The following is a 25,995-nucleotide window of genomic DNA, read 5'->3' on the forward strand; positions in this document are numbered from 1 at the left end:
AGGGCGGGTGCGGTGGGGGCAAGACCCGATCGCAGGCCGGCTCAGCCTCGCTGTTGCGGATGTCCGTTGGCAGCATCGCCGACCAGCGGGCGCTCGCGCAGCGTGCATCGCCACAACCACTTCTCGCCGCGCTCGATGGCCGCACCGGCATGCAGCGAGGCCGGGTCCGCGATGCCCTCCGGCGTGGTGTTGTGGTGCAGCACCGCCATGCCGCTCTCGCCGCGCAGCTTCAGGCCGGCCTGAACGTAGTCGGTTTCACCTCCGGCGTCGGGCACCCGCAGGTACAGAAGGAACGTCGCCAGGCGCTGGCCGCCGAAGTCCTGGCGCAGCCGCGCGTTGTCCTCGATCTGGCGCGCCGAGAAGAAGTCCACGTGCGCGCGGTAGGCCTGTCCGGGCAGGTAGCGGATGATCGAACACGGTTCCATGGCGTCGGCCCGCCAGCCGGTCAGCCGCTGCAGGCGCTGCTCCAGCGTGTGGACGACGGCGTCGGCGTGCAGGGCCCGGATCGGCGTGCCCTCGCCGGTGAAGAAACTGAGCTCGGCCTCGTCGTTGGCGCTGCCCGAACCGGTGTAGCTGCGTGCCGCGGCCAGCTGGCCGGCCACCTTGTTGATCAGGTGCGCGCATTCCTCGACCGTCGCGAAATCATGCGCCACCGCTACCCGCGGGGACTGCGACAGCCACTGCCAGGCCGGCTCGCGCTCCGCCAGGTGCGCCCGGTCGCCGCCGCCGGCGACCTGCAGGCGCCCCTCGCCATCCAGGCGCAGGGCAGGATGGCCGATACCCGCCAGATGCGCTTCCAGCCGCGGCAGCAGCGGGTGCGGCGCCGGCGCGCCGGGGCCGGCCTCCGGCTGCAGGTGTTGCAGGCTCGGCTGCGCCTGGTCCAGATTGGCCTTGAGCCGTGCGTGCCAGTCCTGCACCGCAGCGGTGTCGGTGCCCGTCATCCGTTCGGCGGCCCCGCGGGCACCGGGGATGCGCGCATCGGCCGCGCGCAGCAGCAGGGCCTGACCGAACTCCGGGTCGCGCATCACCCCCGCGCCCTGCGCGAAGCGCAGCCCCAGGGACAGGTAGGCCTGCGGGTTGCCCAGCGCGCAGGCGCGCGCGAAGGCGGTGGCGGCGTTGCCGGGCACGCCAGGTAGGCTGGGCGGGCAGGCGCCATTCTGGTCCAGCAGATAGCCCAGCTCCCAGGCGGCCCGATAGAAACCGCGCTCGGCGATGCGGTGATAGAGGTCGATGGCGGCGACGCGATCCACAGGCCGCACCAGGCCGCGCAGATGCTGGGCAGCGAGCCGGTCCATGGCGGGCACCAGCCCCGCACGCGCCGCCGGCTCCAGCCAGGTCCAGGCCTCGGCCTGGGCGCCGGGACGCGCCTCTGCGCTCAGGAAGTACGCACCCAGCAGCCATTGCGCCTCCAGCCCGTCCGGACCAACGGCCAGCGCGCGCAGCGCGTCCAGGGCCTGTTCGTGCGCAGGCTCGCCAATGCGGCTGCCGGCGAGCGCCCGGCGCGCCTGGTCTATGCGCTGGCCGGCGCTGGAGGGCGCGCCGGTGACCGGCGGCGGCTGAAAATGTGGCATGCGGCAATCCTGTCGGAACACCGCCGATTCTACCGCCCGGCGGCGAATCACCCGCCACGGGGCACCCCGGTGGGGTCGCCATCGAAGATCATTGCGACGATTGTTGCGTCCTGAACGTCCCAACATCCGACAATCTTGGCAGGCGTCCGTCGTGGAAGGAGATTGGGAATGGTGAGAAGACGGACGCTGGGTGCCGTGGCTGTCGCCCTGGCCGTGGCAACGATTGCGGCCGGATTCACTGAGGCGCTTGCCCGCGAGTCGTCCTCACCGCAGCCCTCAGGCCCGTCAGCGGTGATCGTGCTCGACGCCGAAGCCCTTCGTGCCTCCGGCCTGGTATCGCTGGGCGATGTGCTGGCGCGCCTGCCGATGGCCGGGCCCGCCAGTGCCCGCGATGCTCGCCGCAGCGACGGCACTGCGTCGGTCGACCTTCGTGGCCTGGGTGCTGGCCGCACCCTGGTCCTGGTCGAGGGTCGGCGCTGGCCGGGTGGCCTCGGCCGGGCCAGCACAGACGCCTTCGACGGCTTTGCCTTCAACCGCGACACCGACCTCGACAGCATCCCGCTGGCCGCGGTCGAGCGCATCGAGATCCACACCGGCGCCGCCGCAGCACACCACGGCAGCGGCGCGATCGCCGGGGTGGTCGACATCCGCCTGCGCCGCGACTTCGACGGCCTGCAGGCCAGCACGCACTGGGGCGAGTTCGGCCAGGGTGACGGCCGTCGGCAGCGGCACGAATTCCTGCTGGGCGTCGCCGGCGAGCGTGGCCACGTCACCATGGGCGCCGGGCACGTCCGCGAGGACGCGGTCATGGCCGGGGACCGGGCGATCTCAGCGGTGCCGGTGTTCGGCCTGCCGGCGACCGACACCACCTACGCCGGTGCCTCGCATTTCGGCCCCTGGCCTCGCCTGTTCATTCCTGGGATCGGCCAACAGGTCCTGATTCCGGGCCGGCCAGGTACGGCACCGGAGGATTTCCACCCCTTCAATGCAGCGCGAGAAGGCTGGAACTTCGCGCCGTCGGCTCAGCTCAGGGCGCCCTTGGAGCGCACCTCGCTGTTCGCGGATGCCCGATACCGGTTGGGCGGTGACGTCGAATTCCACGGCCAGGCCCATTTCAACGAACGCCGCTCCGAGCAGGTCACGGCCGCCCTTCCGCTGGCCGGCGGGGTTTTCAGCCAGACGCCAATGCTCAGACGAATCGCCATCCCCACCGACAACCTCTACAACCCGTTCGGCGTCGAAGTGACCGGCTTCATCCGGCGCCCGGTCGAGTTGGGCGGCCGTCGCTCCCGGCAGGATGTCGACACCTGGGTGGTCGATGCCGGACTGCGTGGCGTCCTGGACATGGCCGGACATCGACTCGCCTGGGACCTGGGCGTGCGCCACGGACGGACGGAACGCCGAGGCCTGGACTTCGGACATTTCAGCGCCAGCGCTCTGGAACGGGCCCTGGGCCCGTCCTTCATCGATGCCGACGGCACGCCGCGGTGCGGCTTCCCCGGGGCGGTGGTGGCCGGTTGCGTGCCGCTGAATCTGTTCGGGCCCGAAGGCTCGATCACCCCGGCGATGGGGCAGGGTCTGGCTCAGGTCGGCCAGTCCGTTGCGGAGACCCGCCTGACCAGCCACTGGGCAGAGGTGGCCGGCGAAGCGTTCCAGGTGGTGCCGGGCATGCCCGCGCAGTTCCGGCTTGGCTGGACGCAGCGCCGGGAAACGCTGTCCGAAACACCGGACGCCTTCGCCAACCAGGCGCTGGGTACCGCGCCGTACCGAGCCAGCAGCGCGGGCAGCCAGCGCGTCGAGGAGACATTCGTGTCGTTGCATGCGCCGTTCTGGGCAGGTTCTGGCGGTCTGCACCTGCTGTCCGCCACGGTGGACCTGCGCCACGCCGCCTACGATGCCCTGGGCAGTGAGCTCAGCGGCTCGGCACGGCTGGACTGGCAGCCGGTGGCGGATCTGCACCTGTACGCGGCATGGGGTCGTGGCCACCGGGCGCCGGTTCTGGCCGAGCGGTTTCGGTCCACCGAGTTCGATTCGCGGGCAATCGTCCTGGATCCCTGCATGGAGCCTCACATTGGCGGACTGACGCCGGCGGCGCAGGCCCGCTGCTATGCGGATGGCGTCCTGCCTGGGGTCACCCAGACGGGCATCATTCCAACCTATCTGGCGGGAAACGACAGGCTGGCGCCGGAGCGCTCGCACTACAGATCGGTCGGTCTCGCCTGGTCGCCCGCCCACCTGGAGAGTTTCGTCCTCGGCCTCTCCCGGTTCCGCAGCGAAGTGCGCGAGGGCATTGGCGAGTTGGCCCAGCAATTCGTGGTCAACGGCTGCTATCTGTCCGACGATGCCGCGGTCAGGGCCCGGTTGTGCCCGCTGCTCGCCCGCCGCCGTCCTGGCGGCCTGATCGAATCGGTCCAGGGTGGACCGGTCAATCACCTTCGTCAGGATCTCGAGGGTTGGGATCTGGATGCCAGCTATCGCCTGGATACCGCCTTGGGCCGGATCGACCTTCACCTGGATGCGTCCTACCTGTCGCGCTGGGACCTGGTCGAGTTCGATCTCCAACAATTCGACACGCAACCAGGAGCTACACCCGGCCGGCTTGGCCAGTACCGGGGGGGCAGTGCAGGATTCGACTTCTCGCACGATCCCGTATCGCTGCCGCGCTGGCGTGCAACGGCGCGACTGGACTGGCGGCTGGGCGACTTCGGCATCGGTTGGGGTATGCGCTACCAGCACCATGTCGACGAGGGATGCCCGTTCTTCCTGATCGAGCAGACCCTGGGCATCGACAACCCTTGCTCGAACCCGGAGGCCCGGACGCCCGCCTTCCCCGCGGGCTACAACCGCCAGGCCAGCACCACCTACCACGACCTGCGCCTGTCCTGGAACACGCCCTGGCGCGGCGAGGCGGCGCTCGGTGTCGACAATCTCTTCGCCAACTCGCCACCGGTGGCCTACGGGGCACCGTTCCATTCCCACGACACACGCCGCCATGAGGCTCCAGGGCGGTTCTGGTACCTGCAGTACCGCCAGCGTTGGTAGCCCGATTCCAGATTGCCCGGACGCAATCCCGCCATGCGATCTGCGGGCTTCGGCGAAGTCGGACCGGAGGCGGGGTGCCGTCAGGTCGCGGGAGCGCTCGCAGGAAAGCCGGACGGCAGGTACCTGAAGCGCGCCATCTGCGCGCGATGGCGTTCGACGATGCGGGCGACCTGTTCGCGCGACAGCGCCTGCGGCCACTGGCGGGCGCGGCCGATGCGGAAGAAGCGGGCGTCGGTCTTTTCCGAGGCCTCGACGAAGCCGTCGCGACGCTCGATGCGAGCCAGGGTCTGGAAGCTGGCGTGGCCGATGGCGCGTTCGATGCGCGCCCGGTCTGCGATGCCGAGCAGGCGGGCGATGCGCGCGAAGGTCTTGGCCGGCTTCTCCAGCAGGTCCTCGTAGCGCACGGTCAGGAAGTTGGGGTGGTCGATGCCGGCCCAGCTCTCGACATGGCTGGACCACGAGCCCAGGACCTGGCCGGCCCAGCGGTGGTCGCTGGCGGTGGCGGTGTCCTCGTTGCCCAGGAACTCGATCGCCTCGTCGACGCCCAGGCCGAAGTGGTGGGTCATGCTGACCGCGACGTCGAGCGGGTTGCGCACCACGTAGACGCCGCCGGCGGTCACCTTGGGGTTGTGCAGCGGGTGGCCCTCGAAGCCACCCCAGAGGTTATGGGTCTTGACCAGCACCGAACCCGGCGCGGCCGCGGCGATCATCTCGTGCACCGCCGGGCGCAGGGCGCACAGCTCGGCCACCGTGAGGTCCTGCGCCGGCCGGCCGGCCAGGCGCGCATAGCGGTCGGCGCGCGCCTCGTCCTCGCAGTAGTCGGGCAACTCGGCCAGCGGCAGCGGCTGTTCCCGGTCGGCGATCAGGTTGGCCAGGAAGGCGCGCAGCCAGGTGTTGCCGGACTTCGGATACGAGGCCAGCCAGACGATCCTGCCCATGGCTGTGGCCGTCAGTCCTCGTGGCGGCCGCGGAAGATCAGGTCCGGCACGTGCATGACGATGCAGTGGATGGCGCCGGCCGAGGTGATGATCCCGGCGCAGTTGACCTGGACGATGTCGTGGTCGGGCAGGGCCTGCTGGAACACCGCCAGCGCCTGCGCGTCCTGGGTCGTGTAGCTGCCGCCGAACCGGCAGATCAGCGCCACCTGGTTGACGATCACCGCGTTGGTGTAGGTGTAGTGGGCATTGGCGCGCCAGCCCGGGGTGCGGAACACGGTATAGCCGCGGCTGGTCAACTCGGCTGCGGCCGCATCGGTGACCTGCTTGGGCACGGCGCTGCCGCCGGTGCTTGCCGGGTAGTCGCCGATGATGATCCGGTCCGGCGCCACCGGCAGCATCCACATGTCGATGTGCTGGGTGGAGTCGACGCCGGTCGGGAACGGATCGGTAAGGGTCAGGTCCACGCCCTGGAAGGCGGCGTAGCGGTCGATCACCTGCTGCGCGGTGAGGCCGGGATTCTCGTTGACGATCAGGCGCGTCATGAACGCGTCCTGGTTGGAGAACGAGTGGTAGTTGCCGCCGCCGTGGGTCAGGCCGATGTTGTACAGGGGCTCGGACCAGGCGGTGGCGACCAGGCCGGGGAACTGGTTGTCGGCGGTGCGCGTGTTGCGGTTGTACTGGTGGTCGACGATGGCGCGGGTGCCGGCGCTCTCGATGAAGCGCGGGCCGTAGTCGCGCATCCACACCGAGCAGTTGCCGTTCACCGTGCACGACTGCTGCACGAAGCGAACGTGGTCGAGGTTGGCGCCGGCGCTCTGCAGGGTGTTGCGTACGGTGTTTTCCTGGGCGCCGCTGGTGACCGCGATCCAGACCTTGGAGGGCGGCGTCGCCGTGGTCAGCGGCACGATCATCTCGGTCTGCAAGGCGGTGAAGCTGGCCCAGCGGATGAAGATACCCTCGTTGGCCTCGTACTCTGAGAAGGTGCGGACGTAGCCCGGCGGCGTGCCGCCCATCGCCTCGCGCTCCACCGGCGGCAGTCCGGATTCCCAGGGCGCCGCGTTCTTGGGCAGTACGAACGGCGCCAGTGCGCGGTCCTGCGCCTCCAGGGTGGCCAGCACGCCCGGGTCGGCAAGGCGCGGTGGGTCGCGTGGTTCGGCGGCGGTCGCGGCCAGGGGCAGGGCAAGGGCGAGCAGCGCGGGCAGCGCCAGGCGGCTGTAGGTCATCAGATGGGGTTCCGGCGGGACAAAACGTCCCGATGCTAGCGGCCGACGCGTCCGGGCGCCACCTGGACGTGTACCCGGTATCCGGGCGCGCCATCCTGCGGGACAATCGCCGCCTGCCCATCGGAGCGCCGACATGACCGCCAACGACACCATCGCCCGCTATGCCGCCGAACTCGACACGCTGCGCGGCCAGGGCCTGTTCAAGTCCGAGCGCATCATCGTCTCGCCGCAGGACGCCCGGATCCGCCTCGACGACGGCCGCGAGGTGCTGAACTTCTGCGCCAACAACTACCTGGGCCTGGCCGACCATCCCGAGGTGATCGCCGCCGCCAAGGCGGCCCTGGACAGCCACGGCTTCGGCATGGCCAGCGTGCGCTTCATCTGCGGCACCCAGGACCTGCACAAGGAGCTGGAGGCGAAGATCTCCGCGTTCTTCGGCAAGCAGGACAGCATCCTCTATGCCGCCTGCTTCGACGCCAACGGCGGCCTGTTCGAGCCGCTGCTGGGCGAGGCCGACGCGATCGTCTCGGACGCCCTCAACCACGCCTCGATCATCGACGGCGTGCGCCTGTGCAAGGCCCGGCGCTACCGCTACGCCAACTGCGACATGGCCGATCTGGAAAGGCAGTTGCAGCAGGCCCGGGCCGACGGCGCGCGCACGATCCTGATCACCACCGACGGCGTGTTCTCGATGGACGGTTTCATCGCACCGCTGGACGCGATCGCGAGGCTGGCCGAGAAGTACGGCGCCCTCGTGCACATCGACGAATGCCATGCCACCGGTTTCCTCGGCGCCACCGGCCGCGGCAGCGCCGAGGTCAAGGGCGTGCTGGACCGCATCGACATCGTCACCGGCACCCTTGGCAAGGCCCTGGGCGGGGCGCTGGGCGGCTTCACCACCGGCCGCGCCGAGGTCGTCGAGTTGCTGCGCCAGCGCTCGCGGCCCTACCTGTTCTCCAACTCGCTGCCGCCGCACGTGGTCGCCGCCGGCACCCGGGTGTTCGACATGCTGGCCGCTGCCGGCGAGCTGCGCGAGCGCCTGCGCGACAACACCGCCTGGTTCCGCGAGGCGATGACTGCCGCCGGCTTCGACCTCAAGTCCGGCGAGCACCCGATCGTGCCGGTGATGCTCTACGACGCGCCCCTGGCCCAGCGCTTCGCGCAGCGCCTGCTGGAGGAGGGCATCTACGCGATCGGCTTCTTCTATCCGGTGGTGCCGCAGGGCCAGGCCCGGATCCGCACCCAGATGAGCGCGGCGCACAGCCGCGCCGACCTCGAACAGGCGGTCGCTGCGTTCGTCAAGGTCGGCCGCGAGCTGGGCGTGATCGCCGGTTGAGTTGCGACTCGGGACTGGGGACTTGGAATCGGGGACCGGGGACCGGGGACCAGGGACCAGGGACCAGGGACCAGGGACCAGGGACCAGGGACCGGGGACCGGGGACCGGGGACCGGGGACCGGGGACTTGAAGCTCAGGCTCGAACATCGGGGCTCGAACATCGGGGCTCGAACATCAGGGCTCGAACATCAGGGCTCGAACATCGGGGCTCGAACATCGGGGCTCGAACATCGGGGCTCGAACATCAGGGCTCGAACATCGGGGCTCGAACATCAGGGCTCGAACATCAGGGCTCGAACATCGGGGCTCGAAGCTTGGGGGGGCGGGATCGGGGGGCGGGATCGGGTTCGACTGCGCCGCGGCGCCCCACTTCTCCCCTCCCCCGCCTGCGGGGGAGGGGCGGGGGAGAGGGCAGGCGCCTGCATCGCGAGGACGATGGCAGCGCCTGGATCCGGCGCGGCTTCGAAGCTCAGTTGCGGCGACGACCGGTCCCGGCCCCGTCGCCGACGCCCTCTTCCCCAGCCAATCTCCCGCGTCCTACCCCGCACCGCATCTCGACGACCGCCCCGACCATCACCGCCGGTTCACGCCGTCTTGCCACGATACGCGCGCCCTGCAGGCGACGATCCGGCGATGATGCGATCCCCGATGCCCATGTCCGACCGCGAACCCGGCCACGGAACGCGGCGTTCCGCCCCGCGCCCTCTGGCCTCGATCAAGCGTTGGTTCGACGCCGGGGCCGGGCAGCCCGATGCGCGCGGCGACCCCGACAGGATCGACTGGCTGCGCGTGCTGCCGTTCATCGGCCTGCATCTGGGCTGCCTGGGCGTCCTGGTGGTGGGCTTCTCCTGGACCGCCTTCTGGCTGGCTGTCGCGCTCTACGCCCTGCGCATGTTCGCGATCACCGGGTTCTACCACCGCTACTTCTCGCACAAGGCGTTCCGCACCAGCCGCCCGGTGCAGTTCGCGTTCGCCCTGCTCGGTGCGATGTCCGCTCAGCGCGGACCGTTGTGGTGGGCCGCGCACCATCGCCACCACCACCGCCATGCCGACGGTCCCGACGACCTGCACTCGCCGGCCCGGCGCGGCTTCTGGATGAGCCACGTAGGCTGGTTCCTGACGCCGCGCGCCTTCGCCACCGACCTGGCGGCGGTCCCGGACCTGGCGCGTTACCCGGAACTTCGCTGGCTGGACCGCTTCGACATCGCGGTTCCGGTGGCGCTGGCGCTGGCCTTGTTCGGACTGGGGGAGCTGCTCGCCGTGACCGCCCCTGGCCTGGCCACCGATGGCTGGCAGCTGCTGGTCTGGGGCTTCTTCGTCTCAACCGTGGCGTTGTTCCACGCCACCGTCACCATCAACTCGCTCGCCCACCGCTACGGCAGCCGGCGCTTCCCGACCCGCGACGACAGCCGCAACAACTGGTGGCTGGCCCTGCTCACCTTCGGCGAGGGCTGGCACAACAACCACCACCACTTCCCGGGATCGGCGCGGCAGGGTTTCCGCTGGTGGGAGATCGATCTGACCTGGTACCTGCTGCGTCTGCTCGCCGCGCTCGGCCTGGTCTGGGACCTCAGGCCGGTGCCTGTTAACCTGCGCCGACGCGCAGCCGGTGCCGGCAGCGCGACGCCGGGGGGCTGAAGATGCGCATCGCGGTGGTAGGTTCCGGCATTGCCGGGCTGGCGTCGGCGTGGCTGCTGTCGCGCCGCCACGAGGTGGTGCTCTACGAGGCCGAGGATCGGCTCGGCGGCCACACCCATACCCACGATGTGCGCCTGGGCAACCGCCGCTACCGGGTCGACACCGGTTTCATCGTCATGAACCCGCAGCACTACCCGCTGCTGTCGGCGCTGTTCGCCGAGCTCGGCGTCGCCACCCAGCCGACCACCATGAGCTTCTCGGTGCGCAACGAGCGCAGCGGGCTGGAGTACAACGCCAGCACGCTGCAGGGGCTGTTCTGCCAGCGCCGCAACCTGGTCTCGCCGAGATTCCTTGGCATGGTCCGCGACATCCTGCGCTTCTATCGGCAGGCTGGCGGCTTGCTGGCGCAGCCGGGCCCCGGGCCCTCCCTGGCCAGTTATCTGACCGACCAGGGCTACGGCGATGCCTTCCGCGACGACCATCTGGTGCCGATGGCCGCCGCGCTGTGGTCCAGCCCCTCGGACGCGGTGCTGGGTTTCCCGGCACGCTTCCTGGTGCAGTTCATGGCCAACCACCAGATGTTGCAGGTCTCCGGCCGCCCGGAATGGCGAACCGTGGCGGGCGGATCCGGTGCCTACATCGACGCGCTGCGTGCCCGCTGGCAGGTCCAGGTCCGGCTGGCCGATCCGGTGCGAAGCGTCGAGCGCTTGCCTCAGGCCGGTGTACGCGTGCGCTCCGTGAATGGCGAGGATCGTTTCGACCAGGTGGTCCTGGCCTGCCACAGCGACCAGTCGCTGGCGCTGCTGGCGCAGCCGAGTCCGCTCGAGGCCGAGCTGCTCGGCGCGATCGGCTTCCAGGCCAACGATACCGTCCTGCATACCGACGCCTCGGTGCTGCCGCGCCGGGGGCGCGCCTGGGCGGCCTGGAACGCCCTGGTGCCCGCCGAGGCCGGCGAACGGTGCACGGTCAGCTACCTGATGAACCAGTTGCAGTCGCTCGACGCCCCGACGCCGCTGGTGGTCAGCCTCAACCAGACCGACCGCATCGATGCCGACCGCATCCTGGCCCGGATGACCTATCACCACCCGCTGTACACCGAAGCCGCGGTGGCGGCCCAGGGGCGACGCGCCGAGATCGACGGTGTCGACCGGGTCTGGTACGCCGGCGCCTGGTGGGGCTGGGGATTCCACGAGGACGGCATCCGTTCCGCGGTCGACATCGCCCGGGCGCTGGACGTCGACTGGCCTGCCGCGGCGTCCGCCGGCGACGCCCAGGACCGCTGAGGCGGATGTCCAGGTTCCGCCTGCCGCAGGCGCCGGAATCCACCCCGTTCCAGGACATCTCCCCGGCCCCTCAGGCGGCAGGGAGCGCTGTCGGGCGTTCGGGATTCCGGAGGCGGATGGCGATCCGCGCTCCTCATTCCTTTTGGGCTTGACCATTGGCGTCGTGTCTCAGCCCGCTGCCAGGCGGCTTTACGTCAATGCGACGACACCGCACTTCGCCCCTCCCCCGCCTGCGGGGGAGGGGCGGGGGAGAGGGGAGCACAGCGCGCTCCGTTCACCGAACACCGAGTCCTGGTCCTTGGTCCCCGATCCTGGGCTGAGACACGACGCTAATCGGGTCCGGGGGAGGGGAGAAGTGCGGCGCCGCGGCAAGCAGCTTCGGTCTTCGCCCGCCGAGGGCATGGACCTGGTCCCGGTCCGCGATCCCGCATTCCGGACTCCCGGTCCCCAAGTCCCAAGTCCCGACCCCCGTCCCCCGTCCCCGGTCCCCGGTCCCCGGTCCCCGGTCCCTGGTCCCTGGTCCCTGGTCCCCAGGCCCCAGCTCCCGAGTCCCGGCTCCCAACTCAGCCTTCCCCCCGCGCCGCCCACTCCAGGCAAGCCCGTCGGGTCAATGGACCGAAGCGCAGCTCGTCGAGCAGGGCGGTGAGGCTGTCGGGGTCGGCGGGGCCGGGGCGGTAGCTGTCGGCGGGGCGCATCACCGGGGCGTCCAGGGCGATGCCGGTCAGGGTGCGCATCAGGCGCACCTGGTCGACGCGTGCGGCCAGCGCTTCGGCGATACGGGCGGCGCTGCGCAGGCGCATGGTGGCGATTGTGTCGATGCTGGCCAGCACGGCGTCGAGGCCGCCGAAGTGGTGCAGCAGGATGGCCGCGGTCTTGCGGCCGATGCCGGGCACGCCGGGTACGTTGTCGATCGGGTCGCCGACCAGGGCCAGCATGTCGGCGATGCGGCCGGGCGGCACGCCGTGGCGGTCGACGCAGCCGCGCGCGTCCCAGCGCAGGTCGCGGCCGTAGTCCCATTGCTCGTCGCCGTCGGCCAGCAGCTGCGAGAGGTCCTTGTCGGCGGAGACGATGGTCACCGCATGGCCGCCGTCGCGCAGCACGGCATGGGCGCTGCCGATCAGGTCGTCGGCCTCGTACTCGGCGTCGGACAGGCAGGCCAGGCCCAGCGCCGAGACCAGCCGCTTGCAGGACTGGAACTGGCGCTTGAGTTCCTCGGGCGCAGGTTCGCGGTTGGCCTTGTATTCGGGGTAGATGCGGTTGCGGAAGCAGCTCGCCAGGGCCTCGTCGAAGGCCACGGCGATGCGCGCCGGGCGCTGCTGGCGCAGGAAGTCGAGCAGGAAGCGGGTGAAGCCGTACACCGCGTTGGCCGGCCAGCCGTCGCGGTCGGCCAGGCCGGCATCGACCGAGTGCCAGGCCCGGAACACATACAGGCTGCCGTCGATCAGCCAGGCGCGCTCGGGCGCGCTCACCCGGTCCAGTCCGAAAGCAGGGCGCTGGCGTCGGGGCGATCGCGCTCGGCGGTCTCGACGGTGGCGGTGCCGATGTGCACGAAGCCCAGGATCTCCTCGTCGGGCGCCAAGCCCAGCCGGGCATGGATGGCCGGGTGGTAGGCGGCCCAGCCGGTCAGCCACTGCGCGCCGAAGCCGTGCGCCTGCGCGGCCAGCAGCAGCTGGAAACAGACCGCACCGCCGGACAGGCGCTGCTCGATCTCGGGGATGCGATGCCCGGGAAAGATCGTGCCGACCACGGCAACGACCAGTGGCGCGTGGCTGAAGCGTGCACGTTCCTTGTCCAGCGCAGCGGCCGAGGACTCGGGGTGTTCGGCGGCGTGGATTTCCGCGAGGGCCGCGCCCAGCCGGTGCCGTGCCTCGCCGGCGATGCGCAGGAAGCGCCAGGGTGTCAGGCGGCCGTGGTCGGGCACGCGCACCGCGGTGGCGAGGATGCTGGCAAGGGTGGCGTCGTCCGGACCGGGGTCGGCCAGCAGGCGCGAAGGCGTCGAACGGCGCCGGTGCAGGAAGGCGAGGGCTTGGCTGTCCATAGGCCGAGCATCGTAACCGCACCGCACCACCTTCGGCCCCGCTCTCCCTTGCCGGGTGGATGTCGTCGATGCGGCGGCATCGCACTTCTCGCCATGCATGTCCTCTCGCCCGCCTCCGCGGCCGCTTGCGTGGAAGGGGTGGGGAGAAGGCCGCCGCGGCCAGTGCGCGCTTCTGGGCCGGCAACGATGCGGATCATGGCCAGCCCCGTCCCTCTCCCCCAGCCCCTCTCCCAGAGGGAGAGGGGAGCAAATCGCGCTCCGCTTCCCGCTTCCCGCTTCCCGCTTCTCGCTTCCCGTTTCCCCATCCCCCATCCCCCATCCCCCATCCCCCATCCCCGATCCCCGATCCCCGATCCCCCATCCCCCATCCCCCATCCCCCATCCCCGATCCCCGATCCCCGATCCCCGATCCCCGATCCCCGGTCCCCGGTCCCCGGTCCCCGATCCCCAGTCCCCAGTCCCCGGTCCCCGGTCCCCGGTCCCCGGTCCCCGGTCCCCGATCCCCGATCCCCGATCCCCGATCCCCGATCCCCGATCCCCGATCCCCGGTCCCCAGTCCCCGGTCCCCGGTCCCCAGTCCCCGGTCCCCAGTCCCCGGTCCCCAGTCCCCGGTCCCCGGTCCCCAGTCCCCAGTCCCCAGTCCCGAGTCCCGAGTCCCGAGTCCCGAGTCCCTCCCACCTCGCTCCAGGCACCGACCGACAACGGCGCTTGTCCCCGCCGAGCGCGCGCGGCTACCATCGGGCCTTCCACCGGGAGGGGTGCATGGCCGTAAAGATCGGCGTGATCCGTGAGCAGGCGAGCGCCGAACGACGCGTCGCCCTGGTGCCCGAGGTGGCGAAGAAGCTGGCCGCCGCGGGCATGTCGCTGGTGATCCAGCGTGGCGCCGGACTGGCTGCGGGTTTCCCCGATGCCGCCTACGGCGAGGTCGAATGGCTCGACGACGCAGGCGATGTCTACGCCGCCGCCGACGTGGTGTTCGCGGTGCAGCCCCCGTCCCCGGCGCTGGTTTCGCGCCTGCGGCGGGGCGCGGCCCTGATCGGCGCGCTGGCGCCCTACCGCGAACACGCGCTGGTGCGGGCCTTGCGCGACGGCGGCATCAGCGCCTTCGCGCTGGAGCTGCTGCCGCGCACCACGCGCGCGCAGGCCATGGACATCCTGTCCTCGCAGGCCGCCGCGGCCGGCTACAAGGCGATGCTGATCGCCGCCGAGGCGGCCCCGAAGTTCTTTCCGATGCTGACCACCGCCGCCGGCACCGTGCGTCCCAGCAAGGTGCTGGTGATCGGCGCCGGTGTCGCCGGCCTGCAGGCGATCGCCACCGCGCGCCGGCTCGGCGCCATGGTCGAGGGCTTCGACGTGCGCCCGGAGACCCGCGAGCAGATCGAGTCGCTGGGCGCCAAATTCCTCGACCTCGGCGTCAACGCCGCGGGCGAGGGCGGCTATGCCCGCGAGCTGACCGCCGAGGAGCGCGCCCAGCAGCAGCAGGCGCTGGCCGCGCACCTCAAGGGCATCGACGTGGTGGTGACCACCGCGGCGGTGCCGGGCCGGGCGGCGCCGCGCATCGTCAGCGCCGCCATGGTCGCCGGCATGAAGCCCGGCGCCGTGCTGGTCGACCTGGCCGCCGAGACCGGCGGCAACTGCGAGCTGACCCGGCCCGGTGAAACCGTCGACCACGGCGGCGTGGCCGTGATCGGGCCGGTCAACCTGCCGGCGCGCACCGCCACCCACGCCAGCGAGATGTACTCGCGCAACCTGTTCACCTTCGCCCAGCTGCTGGTCCGTGAGGGTGCGCTGGCCGTCGACTTCGACGACGACCTGGTGGCCGGAAGCTGCCTCACCCACGACGGCGCGGTCCGCCACGCCGCCACCCGCGAGGCCCTCGGCAATGACTGACCTGCACCCGACGCAGCACGGCGGCCGCCGCGGCACCGCCCGGAGGACCGCCTGATGGACGGCTTCATCGCGCTCTACATCTTCCTGCTGGCCGCGATCACTGGCCACGTGATCATTTCCCGGGTGCCGGTGATCCTGCACACGCCGCTGATGTCCGGCTCGAACTTCGTGCACGGCATCGTCCTGGTCGGCGCGATGATCGCCCTGGCCCATGCCGATACCACGCTGGAACGCGCGATCGGCTTCGTGGCGGTGCTGCTCGGCGCCGGCAACGCGGTCGGCGGCTACGTGGTCACCGAGCGCATGCTGGAGATGTTCAAGTCCAGCAAGGGCAAGGAGGGCTGACGGTGGCCCTTCCCGGATTCCTCGACCTGCTGGCCAAGGCCAGCTACCTCGCCGCCGCGGCCCTGTTCATCCTGGGCCTGATGAAGATGGCTTCGCCGGTCACCGCCCGCAAGGGCATCCGCTGGGCCGGCGTCGGCATGGTCATCGCCACCGTGGTGACCTTCGTGGCACCCTCGACCTGGGGCGCGCACGGCATCGACACCACCAACCTGGTGCTGATGGTGGTGGCGATCGCGCTGTCCTGGGCGTTCTGGGCCTGGGGCAAGAAGGTGCCGATCACCGACATGCCGCAGATGGTCGCCATCTTCAACGGCATGGGCGGCGGTTCGGCGGCGGCGATCGGCGCCTATGCGCTGCTCAACGCCGCGACCTTTGGCGGCCCCTGCACGGCCGAGGCGATCGCCGCGCACGCCTGCCTGGACCGCACCAAGCTGGTGCTGGCGATCCTGGGCTCGCTGATCGGCGCGGTCGCCTTCTCCGGCTCCGTCATCGCCTGGGCCAAGCTGGACGGCCGTCTCGACCGTACCTTCCGGTTCGGCGGCCAGCAGCTGTTCAATGGCCTGGTGTTCCTGGCCAGTCTTGGCCTCGGTGCCTTCCTGGTCTACCAGCTGCAGGTGCCGGCGATCATCGCCTTCTTCGTGGTCGCCCTGCTGTTCGGCGTGCTGATGACGCTGCCGATCGGCGGCGCCGACATGCCCGTGGTGATCTCCTTGTACAACGCCTTCACCGGCCTGGCGGTGGCCTTCAAGGGCTACGTGCTGGGCAACGAGGCGCTGATCATCGCCGGTACCGTGGTCGGCGCGGCCGGCATGCTGCTCACGCAGCTCATGGCCAAGGCCATGAACCGGCCGATCAGCAACGTGCTGTTCTCCAACTTCGGCGGCGGCGGTCAGGCCCAGGAGATCAGCGGCAGCCAGAAATCGATCGAGGCCTCCGACGTGGCGGCGATGATGGCGTTCGCCGAACGCGTGGTGATCGTGCCCGGCTACGGCATGGCCGTGGCACAGGCCCAGCACAAGATCTGGGAGCTGTCGCGGCTGCTGATCGATCGCGGCGTCAAGGTCCGTTTTGCCATCCATCCGGTCGCCGGGCGCATGCCCGGGCACATGAACGTGCTGCTCGCCGAGGCCGGCGTGCCCTACGACCTGATCGTCGACATGGACGACATCAACCCCGAATTCGCGACCACCGACGTGGCCCTGGTGATCGGTGCGAACGACGTGGTGAATCCGGTCGCCCGCACCGATCCGGCCTCGCCGATCTACGGCATGCCGATCCTCGACGTCGACAGGTCGCGCAACGCCATCATCATCAAGCGCGGCAAGGGCCGCGGCTTCGCCGGCATCGAGAACGCCCTGTTCTACGCCGAGAACGCCCGCCTGCTGTACGGCGACGGCAATGCCGTGGCCGGCGCGCTGGTGTCAGAACTCAAGCAGCTGGAGACCTGACGGCACAGGGGCCCCGGGTCCGGACCGGCTGCGCAACGCCGGAGGACATCGCCATGGCCAGACCGCTCCGCTCCGTGCCGCCGCTCGCGGCGGTTCTCGCCTGCACCGGGCTTCATGCCGGCCTGCCGCCCGTGGCGGTCGACGTGCTGCTCAGCCAGGGCGACCCGCTGGCCGGATCCACGGTCGCCACCCTCAATCCTGTGTTCCCGGACGGCGAAGGGCGACCCGGGTCGCTGGTCGCCCTGGCCAACGGCAATCGCGCGATCTGGTACGACGGCGCGGTGGTCTTCGACAGCGGCGAAGTGGCCGGTTCGGTGCTCACCGGCGGCGAGGCGACCATCGGCATCGGCAACGACGGCGCCTTCGTGTACAGCCCCAACACGGACGGCGAGGACTCGGTCTGGACGCAGGCCGGCCTGCTTCTGCGCGGCACCGATCCGGCACCCGGCCTGCCCGGTCAGTTCACCACCTTCCACAGCCGGCCCTCGATGCTGCCCGATGGCCGCGCGGTCTGGGTCGGCGGCATCACCAACACGCAGGGCGGCAGCACCCAGGGGCGGGTCCTGTACCGGGCGACCACCACTGCGCCGTTCGCCTACGAGCCCCTGCTGAGCACCGGCGACATGGTCGGCGGTTTCGCGATCGGCACCACCGGCGTCGGCTTCCAGTACCAGATGAGCGACAGCGGCGAACATCTGGTGATGCTGCTGGTCCTGCAGACCGGCAGCGCGGCGAACGACACCGGGGTCTACCGCAACGGCGCCCTGGTGGCGCAGGAGGGCTCGCCGGTCGGGCCTTCGGCACCGGGCGAGAACTGGCAGAACTTCGCCGGTGTCGCGGTCAACGACAGCGGCGACTGGCTGCTGGCCGGCGATACCGACGGCGCTGTCGCCAGCGACGCGTTCCTGGCCTTCAACGGCGAACTTCTGGTGCGCGAGGGCGACCTTCTCGACGGCGAACTCCTGCCGGCCGGTTCGGCATTGCGCGCGATCGCGCTCAACAACAAGGGCCAGGCCCTGCACGCGTGGAACACGCCGGGCAACGTGCGCAAGCTGTTCTTCGCCAACGATGCCGGCCGCTTGCACGATTCCCTGCTGTTGCTGCGCACCGGCAGCGGCCTCGACCTGACCGGCGACGGCAGCACCGACGCCACCCTGGTCGACATCCTGGGCACCTTCACCACCACCACCGGGCTGAGCCTTGCCGAGGACGGGGCCATCTACATCCAGGCTTCCTACGACCAGGGCGGCAGCACGCGCACCTCGCTGCTGCGATTGGCCCTGCCCGACCGGCTGTTCCGGAACGGCTTCCAGGATCCCGCGCCGCGCTGAGGCGGCGCGGCGAGGCAATCCCTCATCCCCCGCTTCGCATCCGGCCCTGGGTTGCCGCGGTCTCAGGGCGGGGAGGGCGGCGGGCGCGGGCGGGCTGGGCCTGCGCGGAAGCCATGGCCAAAGGCGGCCGCCAGGGCCAGCCCGACGGCGATCATCGCCAGGTCGCTGCGCTCGAGCAGGCCGGCCAGCACCAGCCGGGCAAAGCCGATGCCGGTCCCGGCCAGCGATTCCAGCGGCGCCAGCCCCAGCACGCGGGCCACGTGGAAGGCGGCCAGGCCGTACAGGGCCAGGCCGATCACCACGGCGGTCAGGCCGGTGGCCCAGAGCAGGCCACGCAGGCCGCGACCGCCGAAGCTCGACACCGCCACGCCCAGGGTCAGGCCGGCGACCAGCGCCACTGGCGCGCAGGGCTGCCGGAATTTCAGCGCCATCAGCAGCCACAGGGCGGCCTCGAAGGCCACCAGCAGCACCCAGAACGGCCACAGCGAGGACAGCGGCACCGGGCCGGCTTTCCGTTCCGGGCCGGAGTGTTGGAAAATCACGGTCTGCATCCACCTTTCCGGCAAGTACGCCGCACCCGCGGGCATCGGCCCGCGGCGTGAGCGGCCAACGACACCGCCCTCCGCCCCTTCTGACCGGACGCCCGGACGGCATGACACCTTACAGCAGCACCAGCGAACCCTTCACCCTGCAGCGCGACTGCGATGCCGTCCTGGTGCCTGCCGGCGACGCCGTGCAGTTGCCGGCCGGGCAGGCGGGCTACATCACCCAGGCCCTGGGCGGCAGCTTCACGGTCTATGTCGAGGGCAACCTGTTCCGGATCGCCGGCGCCGACGCCGATGCCCTGGGCAAGCTGCCGCCGGTGCCCCCGGAACTGCCCGAGGGCGCCGACGACGGGGATGTCGAGCAGGTGGTCTGGCAGCAGTTGCGCACCTGCTTCGATCCGGAGATCCCGATCAACATCGTCGACCTGGGCCTGGTCTACGACTGCGAGTTGCGGCCGCGCGACGACGGCCGGCGCGATGTCGCGATCCGGATGACCCTGACCGCGCCGGGCTGCGGCATGGGCGAAGTACTGGTCGAGGAGGTGCGCGCCAAGGTCGAACTGGTGCCGACCGTCGCCGAGGCCGACGTCGAACTGGTGTTCGACCCGCCCTGGAGCCGGCACATGATGTCGGAGGCGGCGCGTCTGGAGACGGGGATGTTCTGATTCATGATGGGGACCAGGGACCAGGGACCAGGGACCAGGGACCAGGGACCAGGGACCAGGGACCAGGGACCAGGGACCAGGGACCAGGGACCAGGGACCAGGGACCAGGGGCCAGGGACCAGGGGCCAGGGACCGGGGACCAGGGACGGGTGACCGGTGGTCCCCAGTGACCAGGTGGCGGAGCCCGACTTGTCTCCCTTGTCCTGTGGGAGAGTGGCTGGGCGGAGAGGGTCGGCATTTGCCATGAGTTTTGTTGTTGCCGGCCCAGCAGCGCGCGCTGGCCGGGGCGGCTCTCTCCTGCGCCCCTGCCCCGCGAGCGGGGCAGGGAGTCGTGCGGTGCCGTCGCAATGTGGCACGCGCTGGGCAGGGGGCGGGCCTGGCTGTGGGGCGGCTGAGATGCGGCACCCCTCTTTTCCCGGCAACTCTGTTCCGGGCAAGGCGCGGCCGCTTCGCCGTACCGTTGTGGCGCGCCCCGCTCATTACGCGCCTTCCGGGTCGCCGATGTAAATCAATAGGTTGCGGTTCCGCGCCGGGGCCGTCCGGGCAGTCCTGCGGGCGGGCTCGCCGATGCCGGGCCGGTGCCTTCCGGCTCGCACCGTGGCGCGGACGGGCGAGGGCGATCCGGCGAAGGCGACGGCTGTCAGGTTTCGCACCGGAATTGCGTTAGTGTCTCCCAACAGGCGCTTTTCCGTCCCAGGGTGGGACGGGCGCCTGTCCGGCCCGCCGGCCGGATCCGACGCAAGAGAGGGGATACACAATGAATCGTCTGCAAGGTACCTGCGTGGGGCTTGTCGCCCTGCTGGGCGCCGCCGTCCTGCCTGTCGCCGCCGATCCGGCGCTGGACACCTGGCATGGTGGCAGCGTCGACGTCATCATCGCCGAGCCCGGTCCGGCGCTGGCCGGAATGGTCGAGTACGACGAGGACATGGCCGGTGTCCTGCCCAACACCGGCTGGGTCAACGTCTTCGGCTATGAGCTGCGCGGCCGCATCTCGCCCTATGCGTACACGACCTCCGCAACCACCGGCGCCCACTGGTGCACCGGCAGCGAGCGCTTCGCCGACTCCCGCATCGAGCTGCCCCACAACGCCAACATCACCTTCTTCCGCATGTGGGGTTTCGACAATTCCGCCGACCACGATGTCGCGGCGTTCCTGTTCGAATCCTGCCTGCCTAACCTGAGTGCTGGAAACCTGGTGAACACCGTGCTCCAGGAGATCACGTCGACCGGCACACCCGGTGCCTTCACCGTGACCAGCGAGCCGAACGCCGGGCCGACCAACCTGGAGACCTGCACCTACCACGTGCGCGTGCGCTTCGGGGTGGGCTGCGGTGGCGCCGGGCAGACCACGTTGCGCAAGCTGCGCGTCCAGTACACGCTGGCGCCGTAAGGAAGGAGCAGACATGAAGATCTCACATCTGGCCGTCCTGGCTCTGGCCAGCGCCCTGCACCTGTCCCCGGCGTTCGCCGACGAGGCCGCCATCGCCGCCATCCAGGGCTTCCACAACAACGAGTTCCGGCCCATCGTCGGCATGGCCGCGAACCCGGAAAACAACACCGCCGCCTATCGGGGCGGGTCGGGCAATACCGGCGCCTACACCTGCGCCAACACGGCTGCCGGCGGGGGCCGGGTGATCCGGTATCCGTTCACGGTGCCCGACGCTCGCGATCTGCAGTTCGTCCGCATCTGGGGCTTCAAGTCGACAGGAACCGCCGACACCACCCTGCGGGTGCGGCGCTCGTGCATGACCCAGGCTCAGGTCGACCCGACCACGGACATCCTGGGCTCCGTCAACATCACGTCCACGGACGGGGCGTTCAGCGCCTTCCTGAACCTGGCAAACGAATTGCCCAACAATCTCAACTGCCGCTTCTGGGCCGAGATCGAGTTCGGCTCGTCCGCGACGGCGTGCGCATCGGGCACCCAGGACCTGCGCATCGACCGGGTGCGCGTGCACAGCCTGCTGCGCGAGCGCATTTTCCGCGGCACCTTCCGTTCGTACACGCCCTGAGGAGGCCGTCATGAAGAACATCAAGAACCTCTGCGGGCTGACGATCGCCACGGCCCTGCTGGTCGGCCTGCCGGCCATGGCCGCGGAACCCGCCTACGAGTGGATCACCGATCCGGCCGAGCTGGCCGCCCGCGGCTTCGATGCGGATGCCCCGCCGATCAAGCGCCTGATCCCCGCCGAAGACAACCGTTCCTTCGAGGAGCGGCTGGCCGAGCGCCAGGCCATGGAAGACGCCATCAAGTCCTCGTCCGAGGTCGGTGGCCGCGCCGTGCGCTGGGCTGCGGTGCAGGGCAACGACTTCAAGTTCCTCAACGAGGGCGCCCTGTACAACGTGTCCAACTTCTGGTTGCACGGCCTGGCCGGTACGCCGAACCGGTTCGCGGATGCGCCGATCACCCTGCGCGACGACAAGCGGATCTCCTTCCTGGACGTGTGGACCAACGACACGAGCGCCGCCCAGGGCGTCGATGTCGCCCTGTACCGCACCTGCCATCCGGCCTTCACTGCGGGTACGCCCGATGTGACCGAGCTGGCCGTGGTCGAGGCCGGCGCCTTCAGCGGCGGCACCCGCTTCCAGTTCGTTTCGGTGCCTGGAATGGTCTACGTCGACAATCCGCTGTGCACCTATTTCGTGCGCGCGCGGTTCAGCGATTTCGACGCCGGCTCGAGCGTGCAGCTCCAGAAGGTCAGGGTGGTCTGGGCAGGCTGAGTCCGCCACGGTAGGCCTGGGCAGGCTTCTTCTGGGCTTGCCCAGGCACGCCCCGGGTCCGGCCATGTCCGTGCCCGATTAGGGGCAAGCGCCGTCCCGACGGCGCGGACAGCCCGAGAACCGGCCCGGATCCCCCCGGGCCGGTTTCGTTTCGGCGCCCTGGCGCCGGCAGGGCGACGCCGAGCCGGCATCGCCGGGTACGGTCGCGGCGCTATCATGGCGCCATGGAACTCAAACCCACCCAGAAGCGTTACCTGCGCGGCCAGGCGCACCATGTCCGTGCCGTTCTGCAGAGCGGTGCCAAGGGCATCACAGAGGCCTTCCTCGCCGAGGTCGGCGTCGCCCTGGACCAGCACGAACTCATCAAGCTGAAACTGGCCGCTGAGGACCGCCCGGCGCGGGCCGCGATGGTCGCCCAGGTGGCCGACGCCACCGGCGCCAGCGTGGTGCAGACCATCGGCCATACCGTGGTTCTTTTCCGCCGCAACCGCGACGAACCGAAGATCGCCCTGCCCGGATGAGCGGCCTGGTCATGGACACGCCCCGCGGCGATCGCGTGGTGCGCTGGGTCAGGCCGGACGCCATCGCGGTCGGCGGCCAGGAGCTGCGCGGCAGCTTCTCGGTGTCCGCCGACGGCCCGATCGAGGACTGGCCGGTGACCTCGGCCGACCACCTGGACGCCACCGACTTGGCCAGGCTGCTCGCGGGGCAGCCCGAACTGGTGGTCCTGGGCACCGGCGAGCGTCGAGCGAGCCTGGCGCCAGCCCTGCAGTACCAGGTGCTCTCGAAGGGCGTCGGCCTTGAAGTGATGGACAACGGCGCCGCCGCGCGCACCTACAACCTGCTCCTGGGCGAGGGCCGGCGCGTGCTGGCCGCCTTCATCCTTCCGGCGCCGGGCTGATCGCCATGGCCCGGTCGCGAAGCTCCGAGCGCTGGCTGCGCGAGCACTTCAAGGATCCCTTCGTGAAGAAGGCCCAGGCCGAGGGCCTGCGCTCGCGCGCCGCCTTCAAGCTGGAGGAGCTGCTCGAGCGCGATCGCCTGCTGCGTCCAGGCATGGTGGTGGTCGACCTGGGCGCCGCGCCGGGCGGCTGGTCGCAGGTCGCGGCGCGCGCCCTGGCCGGCCGCGGCCGGGTCGTTGCGCTGGACATCCTGGATATGGATGCGCTGCCGGGCGTCGAGTTCATCCGCGGCGATTTCCGCGAGGGTGCAGCCCTGGCCGCGCTGCAGGCGCTGCTGGGGCAGGACCGGGCCGACCTTGTGCTTTCCGACATGGCCCCCAACATGAGTGGCGTGGACCAGGTCGACCAGGCGCGCGCCATGCACCTTGCCGAGCTGGCCCGCGACTTCGCGCAGGACTGGCTGAAGCCGGGCGGTGCCTTTCTGGTCAAGCTGTTCCACGGGGTCGGTTTCGACGACTACGTGCGCGATTTGCGGCGGCGCTTCGACAAGGTGGTGGTGCGCAAGCCGGCGGCGTCCCGGGCGCGCAGTCCCGAGGTCTACGCCCTGGCGACCGGGCTGCGTCCCCGGGCTTCCTGAACGCCGTTCACTTGGGCCTCAGGGCCGGTCGCTTTAAAGTGGTGGAGTTTCCCGGCCCGTCGGGTCGCGGACAAGGTTCGTAGACCCGGCCGAACACCGCCGGGCCCTGGCGGCGCTCCCCGGCGCCGCCGCCAAGGCCGCCCTCGTCGGCGGCCGCGTTGGATGCGTCAGAACCATGAACGACATGAGCAAGAACCTGCTGCTGTGGATCGTCGTCGCCGTCGTGCTGATGGCGGTGTTCCGCAGCTTCACGCCGCCCGGTGCCGGCAGCCAGGAGCTGGCCTACTCCAGCTTCATCCAGGAAGTCCGCGATGGCCGGGTCGGCAAGGTCCTCATCGGCCAGGATGAGATCTCCCTGCAGGTCACCCGCACCGATGGCAGCCGCTACCGGGTCAATGCGCCGCGCCGGGACCAGGAGCTCATGAACGACCTGCTCGGCCGCGACAGCCGCATCGAGGTCACCCGGGAGACGCCGGAAAGCGGTCCGGGCCTGTTCGACATCCTGCTCAACTGGTTCCCCTTCATCCTGTTCATCGGCCTGTTGTTCTTCTTCATGCGCCAGATGCAGGGCGGTGGCGGCGGTCGTGGCGCGCTCAGCTTCGGCAAGTCGCGCGCCAAGCTGCAGGGCGAGGACCAGGTCAAGGTCACCCTGGCCGACGTCGCCGGCTGCGACGAGGCCAAGGAGGAGGTCGGCGAGCTGGTCGAGTTCCTGCGCGACCCCGGCAAGTTCCAGAAACTGGGCGGCAAGATCCCGCGCGGCGTGCTGATGGTCGGCCCGCCCGGCACCGGCAAGACCCTGCTGGCGCGCGCCATCGCCGGCGAGGCCAAGGTGCCGTTCTTCTCGATCTCCGGTTCGGACTTCGTCGAGATGTTCGTCGGCGTCGGCGCCAGCCGCGTGCGCGACATGTTCGAGCAGGCCAAGAAGCATGCGCCGTGCATCATCTTCATCGACGAGATCGACGCGGTCGGCCGCCACCGCGGCGCCGGCCTGGGCGGCGGCCACGACGAGCGCGAGCAGACCCTCAACCAGCTGCTGGTCGAGATGGACGGCTTCGAGGGCAACGAGGGCATCATCGTCATCGCCGCCACCAACCGTCCCGACGTGCTGGACCCGGCGCTGCTGCGCCCCGGCCGCTTCGACCGCCAGGTCGTGGTCGGCCTGCCCGACGTCAAGGGCCGCGAGCACATCCTCAAGGTGCACATGCGCAAGGTGCCGCTGGCCGAGGACGTGCAGCCGGCGGTGATCGCGCGCGGCACCCCGGGCTTCTCCGGCGCCGACCTCGCCAACCTGGTCAACGAGGCGGCGCTGTTCGCCGCCCGCGAGAACCACAAGGCGGTCACCATGGGCCACTTCGAGCGCGCCAAGGACAAGATCATGATGGGCGCCGAGCGGCGCTCGATGGCGATGAGCGAGGAGGAGAAGAAGCTCACCGCCTACCACGAGGCCGGCCACGCCATCGTCGGCCGCATCGTCCCCGAGCACGACCCGGTGTACAAGGTCACCATCATCCCGCGCGGCCGCGCGCTGGGCGTGACCATGTACCTGCCCGAGGGCGACCGCTACAGCTACAACCGCACCTACATCGAGAGCTTCCTGGCTTCGCTGTACGGCGGCCGCGTCGCCGAGGAGCTGATCTTCGGCGCCGACAAGGTCACCACCGGCGCCAGCAACGACATCGAGCGGGCCACCAAGATGGCGCGCAACATGGTCACCAAGTGGGGTCTGTCCGACACCATGGGCCCGGTGGCCTACGGCGAGAACGAGGACGAGGTGTTCCTGGGCCGCTCGGTGACCCAGCACAAGAGCGTGTCCGAGGACACCGCCAAGCGCATCGACGAGGTGGTCCGGGAGATCCTGGACCGCGCCTACCAGCGCACCCGGACCATCCTCACCGACAACATCGACAAGCTGCACCTGATGGCCGATGCCCTGCTGCAGTACGAGACCATCGACGCCACCCAGATCGACGCGATCATGGATGGCCGCTCGCCGCCGCCACCCAAGGATTGGACCGACTCGCCGCCACGCGGCAAGGGCAAGCCCGGCGCCGATGGCGACAGCCCCGGGCCGGCGGTCGGCGAGCCCGCGCCGCAGACGTGACCGCCTGCCGACGCGTGGTCCGCGTCCGGCGGCCGGCCGGGCGTCAGGGGCGGGACGGCCGGCCGATGGTCGGATGCCGCGTCGGCACGCCCCGCGCGCTGTCGCGGACCTGAGGCGGGGACCGGCTCGGCATGGCCGGCGGCGGGGGCGTGGAGCGGCTGCTGGCCCTGGTGCTGACCCGGGCCGCCGCCGGACTCGGTGGCGCCCTGGCCGGCGTCGGCCTGGTGCATCTGGTACTGGCGGCCAACCTGTGGGGGGTGCCGGTGCTGGTGGTCGGCCTGTGGCTGCTCTGGTCCGGCATACGCAAGGCGGCAAGCATCGACTGAACCCCGCCGCCGCCGCG

General features: G+C 70.5%; 23 protein-coding genes. 17 read left to right on the forward strand and 6 right to left on the reverse strand.

The annotated features are described in order from the left end of the window. Positions 1 to 41: 41 nt before the first annotated feature. Positions 42 to 1,571 carry a 2OG-Fe(II) oxygenase gene (locus KF823_08205; GenBank protein ID MBX3725885.1) on the reverse strand — a complete coding sequence of 510 codons (1,530 nt, stop codon included), beginning with the start codon at positions 1,569 to 1,571 and terminating at the stop codon, positions 42 to 44. 168 nt (positions 1,572 to 1,739) lie between these two features. On the opposite strand from KF823_08205, the gene KF823_08210 reads away from it, so the two are divergent. Next, on the forward strand, positions 1,740 to 4,613 hold the full coding sequence (locus KF823_08210) for a TonB-dependent receptor (GenBank protein ID MBX3725886.1): 2,874 nt from the start codon (positions 1,740 to 1,742) through the stop codon (positions 4,611 to 4,613). Between the two features lie 80 nt (positions 4,614 to 4,693). On the opposite strand, the gene KF823_08215 is transcribed toward KF823_08210, so the two are convergent. Together KF823_08215 and KF823_08220 are read right to left on the reverse strand one after the other, a co-directional pair. After that, complete coding sequence (locus KF823_08215; GenBank protein ID MBX3725887.1) at positions 4,694 to 5,551, reverse strand: sulfotransferase domain-containing protein; 858 nt, start codon at positions 5,549 to 5,551, stop codon at positions 4,694 to 4,696. An 11-nt stretch (positions 5,552 to 5,562) separates the two neighbouring features. Further along, complete coding sequence (locus KF823_08220) at positions 5,563 to 6,774, reverse strand: agmatine deiminase family protein (GenBank protein MBX3725888.1); 1,212 nt, start codon at positions 6,772 to 6,774, stop codon at positions 5,563 to 5,565. 133 nt (positions 6,775 to 6,907) lie between these two features. On the opposite strand from KF823_08220, the gene kbl reads away from it, so the two are divergent. The 3 genes from kbl (at position 6,908) to KF823_08235 (ending at position 11,032) form a co-directional block, all read left to right on the forward strand. Then, positions 6,908 to 8,110, forward strand: coding sequence for a glycine C-acetyltransferase (kbl, locus tag KF823_08225; protein ID MBX3725889.1), 1,203 nt, complete (start codon positions 6,908 to 6,910; stop codon positions 8,108 to 8,110). A 649-nt stretch (positions 8,111 to 8,759) separates the two neighbouring features. Then, the gene (locus KF823_08230; protein ID MBX3725890.1) at positions 8,760 to 9,749 is read left to right on the forward strand and encodes a fatty acid desaturase; all 990 of its coding nucleotides are present in this window, start codon (positions 8,760 to 8,762) and stop codon (positions 9,747 to 9,749) included. 2 nt (positions 9,750 to 9,751) lie between these two features. Further along, positions 9,752 to 11,032 carry an FAD-dependent oxidoreductase gene (locus KF823_08235; protein ID MBX3725891.1) on the forward strand — a complete coding sequence of 427 codons (1,281 nt, stop codon included), beginning with the start codon at positions 9,752 to 9,754 and terminating at the stop codon, positions 11,030 to 11,032. 563 nt (positions 11,033 to 11,595) lie between these two features. Here the strand turns inward: KF823_08235 and KF823_08240 are convergent. Further along, complete coding sequence (locus tag KF823_08240) at positions 11,596 to 12,510, reverse strand: exodeoxyribonuclease IX (GenBank protein MBX3725892.1); 915 nt, start codon at positions 12,508 to 12,510, stop codon at positions 11,596 to 11,598. Next, positions 12,498 to 13,070, reverse strand: a complete 573-nt coding sequence (locus tag KF823_08245) for a nitroreductase (GenBank protein ID MBX3725893.1) — start codon at positions 13,068 to 13,070, stop codon at positions 12,498 to 12,500. The genes KF823_08240 and KF823_08245 overlap by 13 nt, the downstream gene beginning before the upstream one ends. A gap of 762 nt (positions 13,071 to 13,832) precedes the next feature. On the opposite strand from KF823_08245, the gene KF823_08250 reads away from it, so the two are divergent. From KF823_08250 to KF823_08265, 4 genes are all read left to right on the forward strand, one after another. Further along, positions 13,833 to 14,960, forward strand: coding sequence for an NAD(P) transhydrogenase subunit alpha (locus tag KF823_08250; GenBank protein MBX3725894.1), 1,128 nt, complete (start codon positions 13,833 to 13,835; stop codon positions 14,958 to 14,960). Between the two features lie 51 nt (positions 14,961 to 15,011). After that, positions 15,012 to 15,305, forward strand: coding sequence for an NAD(P) transhydrogenase subunit alpha (locus KF823_08255; protein MBX3725895.1), 294 nt, complete (start codon positions 15,012 to 15,014; stop codon positions 15,303 to 15,305). An 80-nt stretch (positions 15,306 to 15,385) separates the two neighbouring features. Then, the gene (locus KF823_08260) at positions 15,386 to 16,753 is read left to right on the forward strand and encodes an NAD(P)(+) transhydrogenase (Re/Si-specific) subunit beta (protein MBX3725896.1); all 1,368 of its coding nucleotides are present in this window, start codon (positions 15,386 to 15,388) and stop codon (positions 16,751 to 16,753) included. A gap of 53 nt (positions 16,754 to 16,806) precedes the next feature. Then, positions 16,807 to 18,084 carry a hypothetical protein gene (locus tag KF823_08265; protein ID MBX3725897.1) on the forward strand — a complete coding sequence of 426 codons (1,278 nt, stop codon included), beginning with the start codon at positions 16,807 to 16,809 and terminating at the stop codon, positions 18,082 to 18,084. A 62-nt stretch (positions 18,085 to 18,146) separates the two neighbouring features. Here KF823_08265 and KF823_08270 read toward each other — a convergent pair whose 3' ends face one another. Further along, positions 18,147 to 18,635, reverse strand: coding sequence for a hypothetical protein (locus KF823_08270; GenBank protein ID MBX3725898.1), 489 nt, complete (start codon positions 18,633 to 18,635; stop codon positions 18,147 to 18,149). A 101-nt stretch (positions 18,636 to 18,736) separates the two neighbouring features. On the opposite strand from KF823_08270, the gene sufT reads away from it, so the two are divergent. The 9 genes from sufT (at position 18,737) to KF823_08315 (ending at position 25,978) form a co-directional block, all read left to right on the forward strand. Beyond that, on the forward strand, positions 18,737 to 19,294 hold the full coding sequence (sufT, locus tag KF823_08275) for a putative Fe-S cluster assembly protein SufT (GenBank protein ID MBX3725899.1): 558 nt from the start codon (positions 18,737 to 18,739) through the stop codon (positions 19,292 to 19,294). A gap of 757 nt (positions 19,295 to 20,051) precedes the next feature. After that, positions 20,052 to 20,684, forward strand: a complete 633-nt coding sequence (locus KF823_08280) for a hypothetical protein (protein MBX3725900.1) — start codon at positions 20,052 to 20,054, stop codon at positions 20,682 to 20,684. Between the two features lie 13 nt (positions 20,685 to 20,697). Further along, positions 20,698 to 21,306 (forward strand): hypothetical protein, encoded by a 609-nt coding sequence (locus tag KF823_08285; GenBank protein MBX3725901.1) that lies wholly within the window; start codon positions 20,698 to 20,700, stop codon positions 21,304 to 21,306. Positions 21,307 to 21,316: 10 nt separating this feature from the next. Next, on the forward strand, positions 21,317 to 22,015 hold the full coding sequence (locus KF823_08290; protein ID MBX3725902.1) for a hypothetical protein: 699 nt from the start codon (positions 21,317 to 21,319) through the stop codon (positions 22,013 to 22,015). A gap of 224 nt (positions 22,016 to 22,239) precedes the next feature. After that, a complete protein-coding gene (gene yhbY / locus KF823_08295; GenBank protein MBX3725903.1) occupies positions 22,240 to 22,536 on the forward strand; it encodes a ribosome assembly RNA-binding protein YhbY in 297 nt (98 codons plus the stop codon). Between the two features lie 11 nt (positions 22,537 to 22,547). Beyond that, entirely contained in the window at positions 22,548 to 22,916 is a 369-nt protein-coding gene (locus tag KF823_08300; protein MBX3725904.1) for a hypothetical protein, read from the forward strand. A gap of 5 nt (positions 22,917 to 22,921) precedes the next feature. Beyond that, positions 22,922 to 23,551, forward strand: coding sequence for a 23S rRNA (uridine(2552)-2'-O)-methyltransferase RlmE (gene rlmE, locus KF823_08305; GenBank protein ID MBX3725905.1), 630 nt, complete (start codon positions 22,922 to 22,924; stop codon positions 23,549 to 23,551). A gap of 175 nt (positions 23,552 to 23,726) precedes the next feature. Further along, positions 23,727 to 25,652 (forward strand): ATP-dependent zinc metalloprotease FtsH, encoded by a 1,926-nt coding sequence (gene ftsH, locus KF823_08310; GenBank protein MBX3725906.1) that lies wholly within the window; start codon positions 23,727 to 23,729, stop codon positions 25,650 to 25,652. 131 nt (positions 25,653 to 25,783) lie between these two features. After that, positions 25,784 to 25,978 carry a hypothetical protein gene (locus tag KF823_08315; protein MBX3725907.1) on the forward strand — a complete coding sequence of 65 codons (195 nt, stop codon included), beginning with the start codon at positions 25,784 to 25,786 and terminating at the stop codon, positions 25,976 to 25,978. Positions 25,979 to 25,995: the final 17 nt, after the last annotated feature.

The organism is Lysobacterales bacterium (assembly GCA_019634735.1).
Classification (GTDB): Bacteria; Pseudomonadota; Gammaproteobacteria; order Xanthomonadales; family UBA2363; genus Pseudofulvimonas.

Bases quoted from the DNA above. Each gene is read 5' to 3' on its own strand.
- KF823_08205 (MBX3725885.1), bottom strand. From the start codon at position 1,571: ATGCCACATTTTCAGCCGCCGCCGGTCACCGGCGCGCCCTCCAGCGCC.
- KF823_08210 (MBX3725886.1), top strand. From the start codon at position 1,740: ATGGTGAGAAGACGGACGCTGGGTGCCGTGGCTGTCGCCCTGGCCGTG.
- KF823_08215 (MBX3725887.1), bottom strand. From the start codon at position 5,551: ATGGGCAGGATCGTCTGGCTGGCCTCGTATCCGAAGTCCGGCAACACC.
- KF823_08220 (MBX3725888.1), bottom strand. From the start codon at position 6,774: ATGACCTACAGCCGCCTGGCGCTGCCCGCGCTGCTCGCCCTTGCCCTG.
- kbl (MBX3725889.1), top strand. From the start codon at position 6,908: ATGACCGCCAACGACACCATCGCCCGCTATGCCGCCGAACTCGACACG.
- KF823_08230 (MBX3725890.1), top strand. From the start codon at position 8,760: ATGCCCATGTCCGACCGCGAACCCGGCCACGGAACGCGGCGTTCCGCC.
- KF823_08235 (MBX3725891.1), top strand. From the start codon at position 9,752: ATGCGCATCGCGGTGGTAGGTTCCGGCATTGCCGGGCTGGCGTCGGCG.
- KF823_08245 (MBX3725893.1), bottom strand. From the start codon at position 13,070: ATGGACAGCCAAGCCCTCGCCTTCCTGCACCGGCGCCGTTCGACGCCT.
- KF823_08250 (MBX3725894.1), top strand. From the start codon at position 13,833: ATGGCCGTAAAGATCGGCGTGATCCGTGAGCAGGCGAGCGCCGAACGA.
- KF823_08260 (MBX3725896.1), top strand. From the start codon at position 15,386: ATGAAGATGGCTTCGCCGGTCACCGCCCGCAAGGGCATCCGCTGGGCC.
- KF823_08265 (MBX3725897.1), top strand. From the start codon at position 16,807: ATGGCCAGACCGCTCCGCTCCGTGCCGCCGCTCGCGGCGGTTCTCGCC.
- KF823_08270 (MBX3725898.1), bottom strand. From the start codon at position 18,635: ATGCAGACCGTGATTTTCCAACACTCCGGCCCGGAACGGAAAGCCGGC.
- sufT (MBX3725899.1), top strand. From the start codon at position 18,737: ATGACACCTTACAGCAGCACCAGCGAACCCTTCACCCTGCAGCGCGAC.
- KF823_08280 (MBX3725900.1), top strand. From the start codon at position 20,052: ATGAATCGTCTGCAAGGTACCTGCGTGGGGCTTGTCGCCCTGCTGGGC.
- KF823_08285 (MBX3725901.1), top strand. From the start codon at position 20,698: ATGAAGATCTCACATCTGGCCGTCCTGGCTCTGGCCAGCGCCCTGCAC.
- KF823_08290 (MBX3725902.1), top strand. From the start codon at position 21,317: ATGAAGAACATCAAGAACCTCTGCGGGCTGACGATCGCCACGGCCCTG.
- yhbY (MBX3725903.1), top strand. From the start codon at position 22,240: ATGGAACTCAAACCCACCCAGAAGCGTTACCTGCGCGGCCAGGCGCAC.
- KF823_08300 (MBX3725904.1), top strand. From the start codon at position 22,548: ATGGACACGCCCCGCGGCGATCGCGTGGTGCGCTGGGTCAGGCCGGAC.
- rlmE (MBX3725905.1), top strand. From the start codon at position 22,922: ATGGCCCGGTCGCGAAGCTCCGAGCGCTGGCTGCGCGAGCACTTCAAG.
- ftsH (MBX3725906.1), top strand. From the start codon at position 23,727: ATGAACGACATGAGCAAGAACCTGCTGCTGTGGATCGTCGTCGCCGTC.
- KF823_08315 (MBX3725907.1), top strand. From the start codon at position 25,784: ATGGCCGGCGGCGGGGGCGTGGAGCGGCTGCTGGCCCTGGTGCTGACC.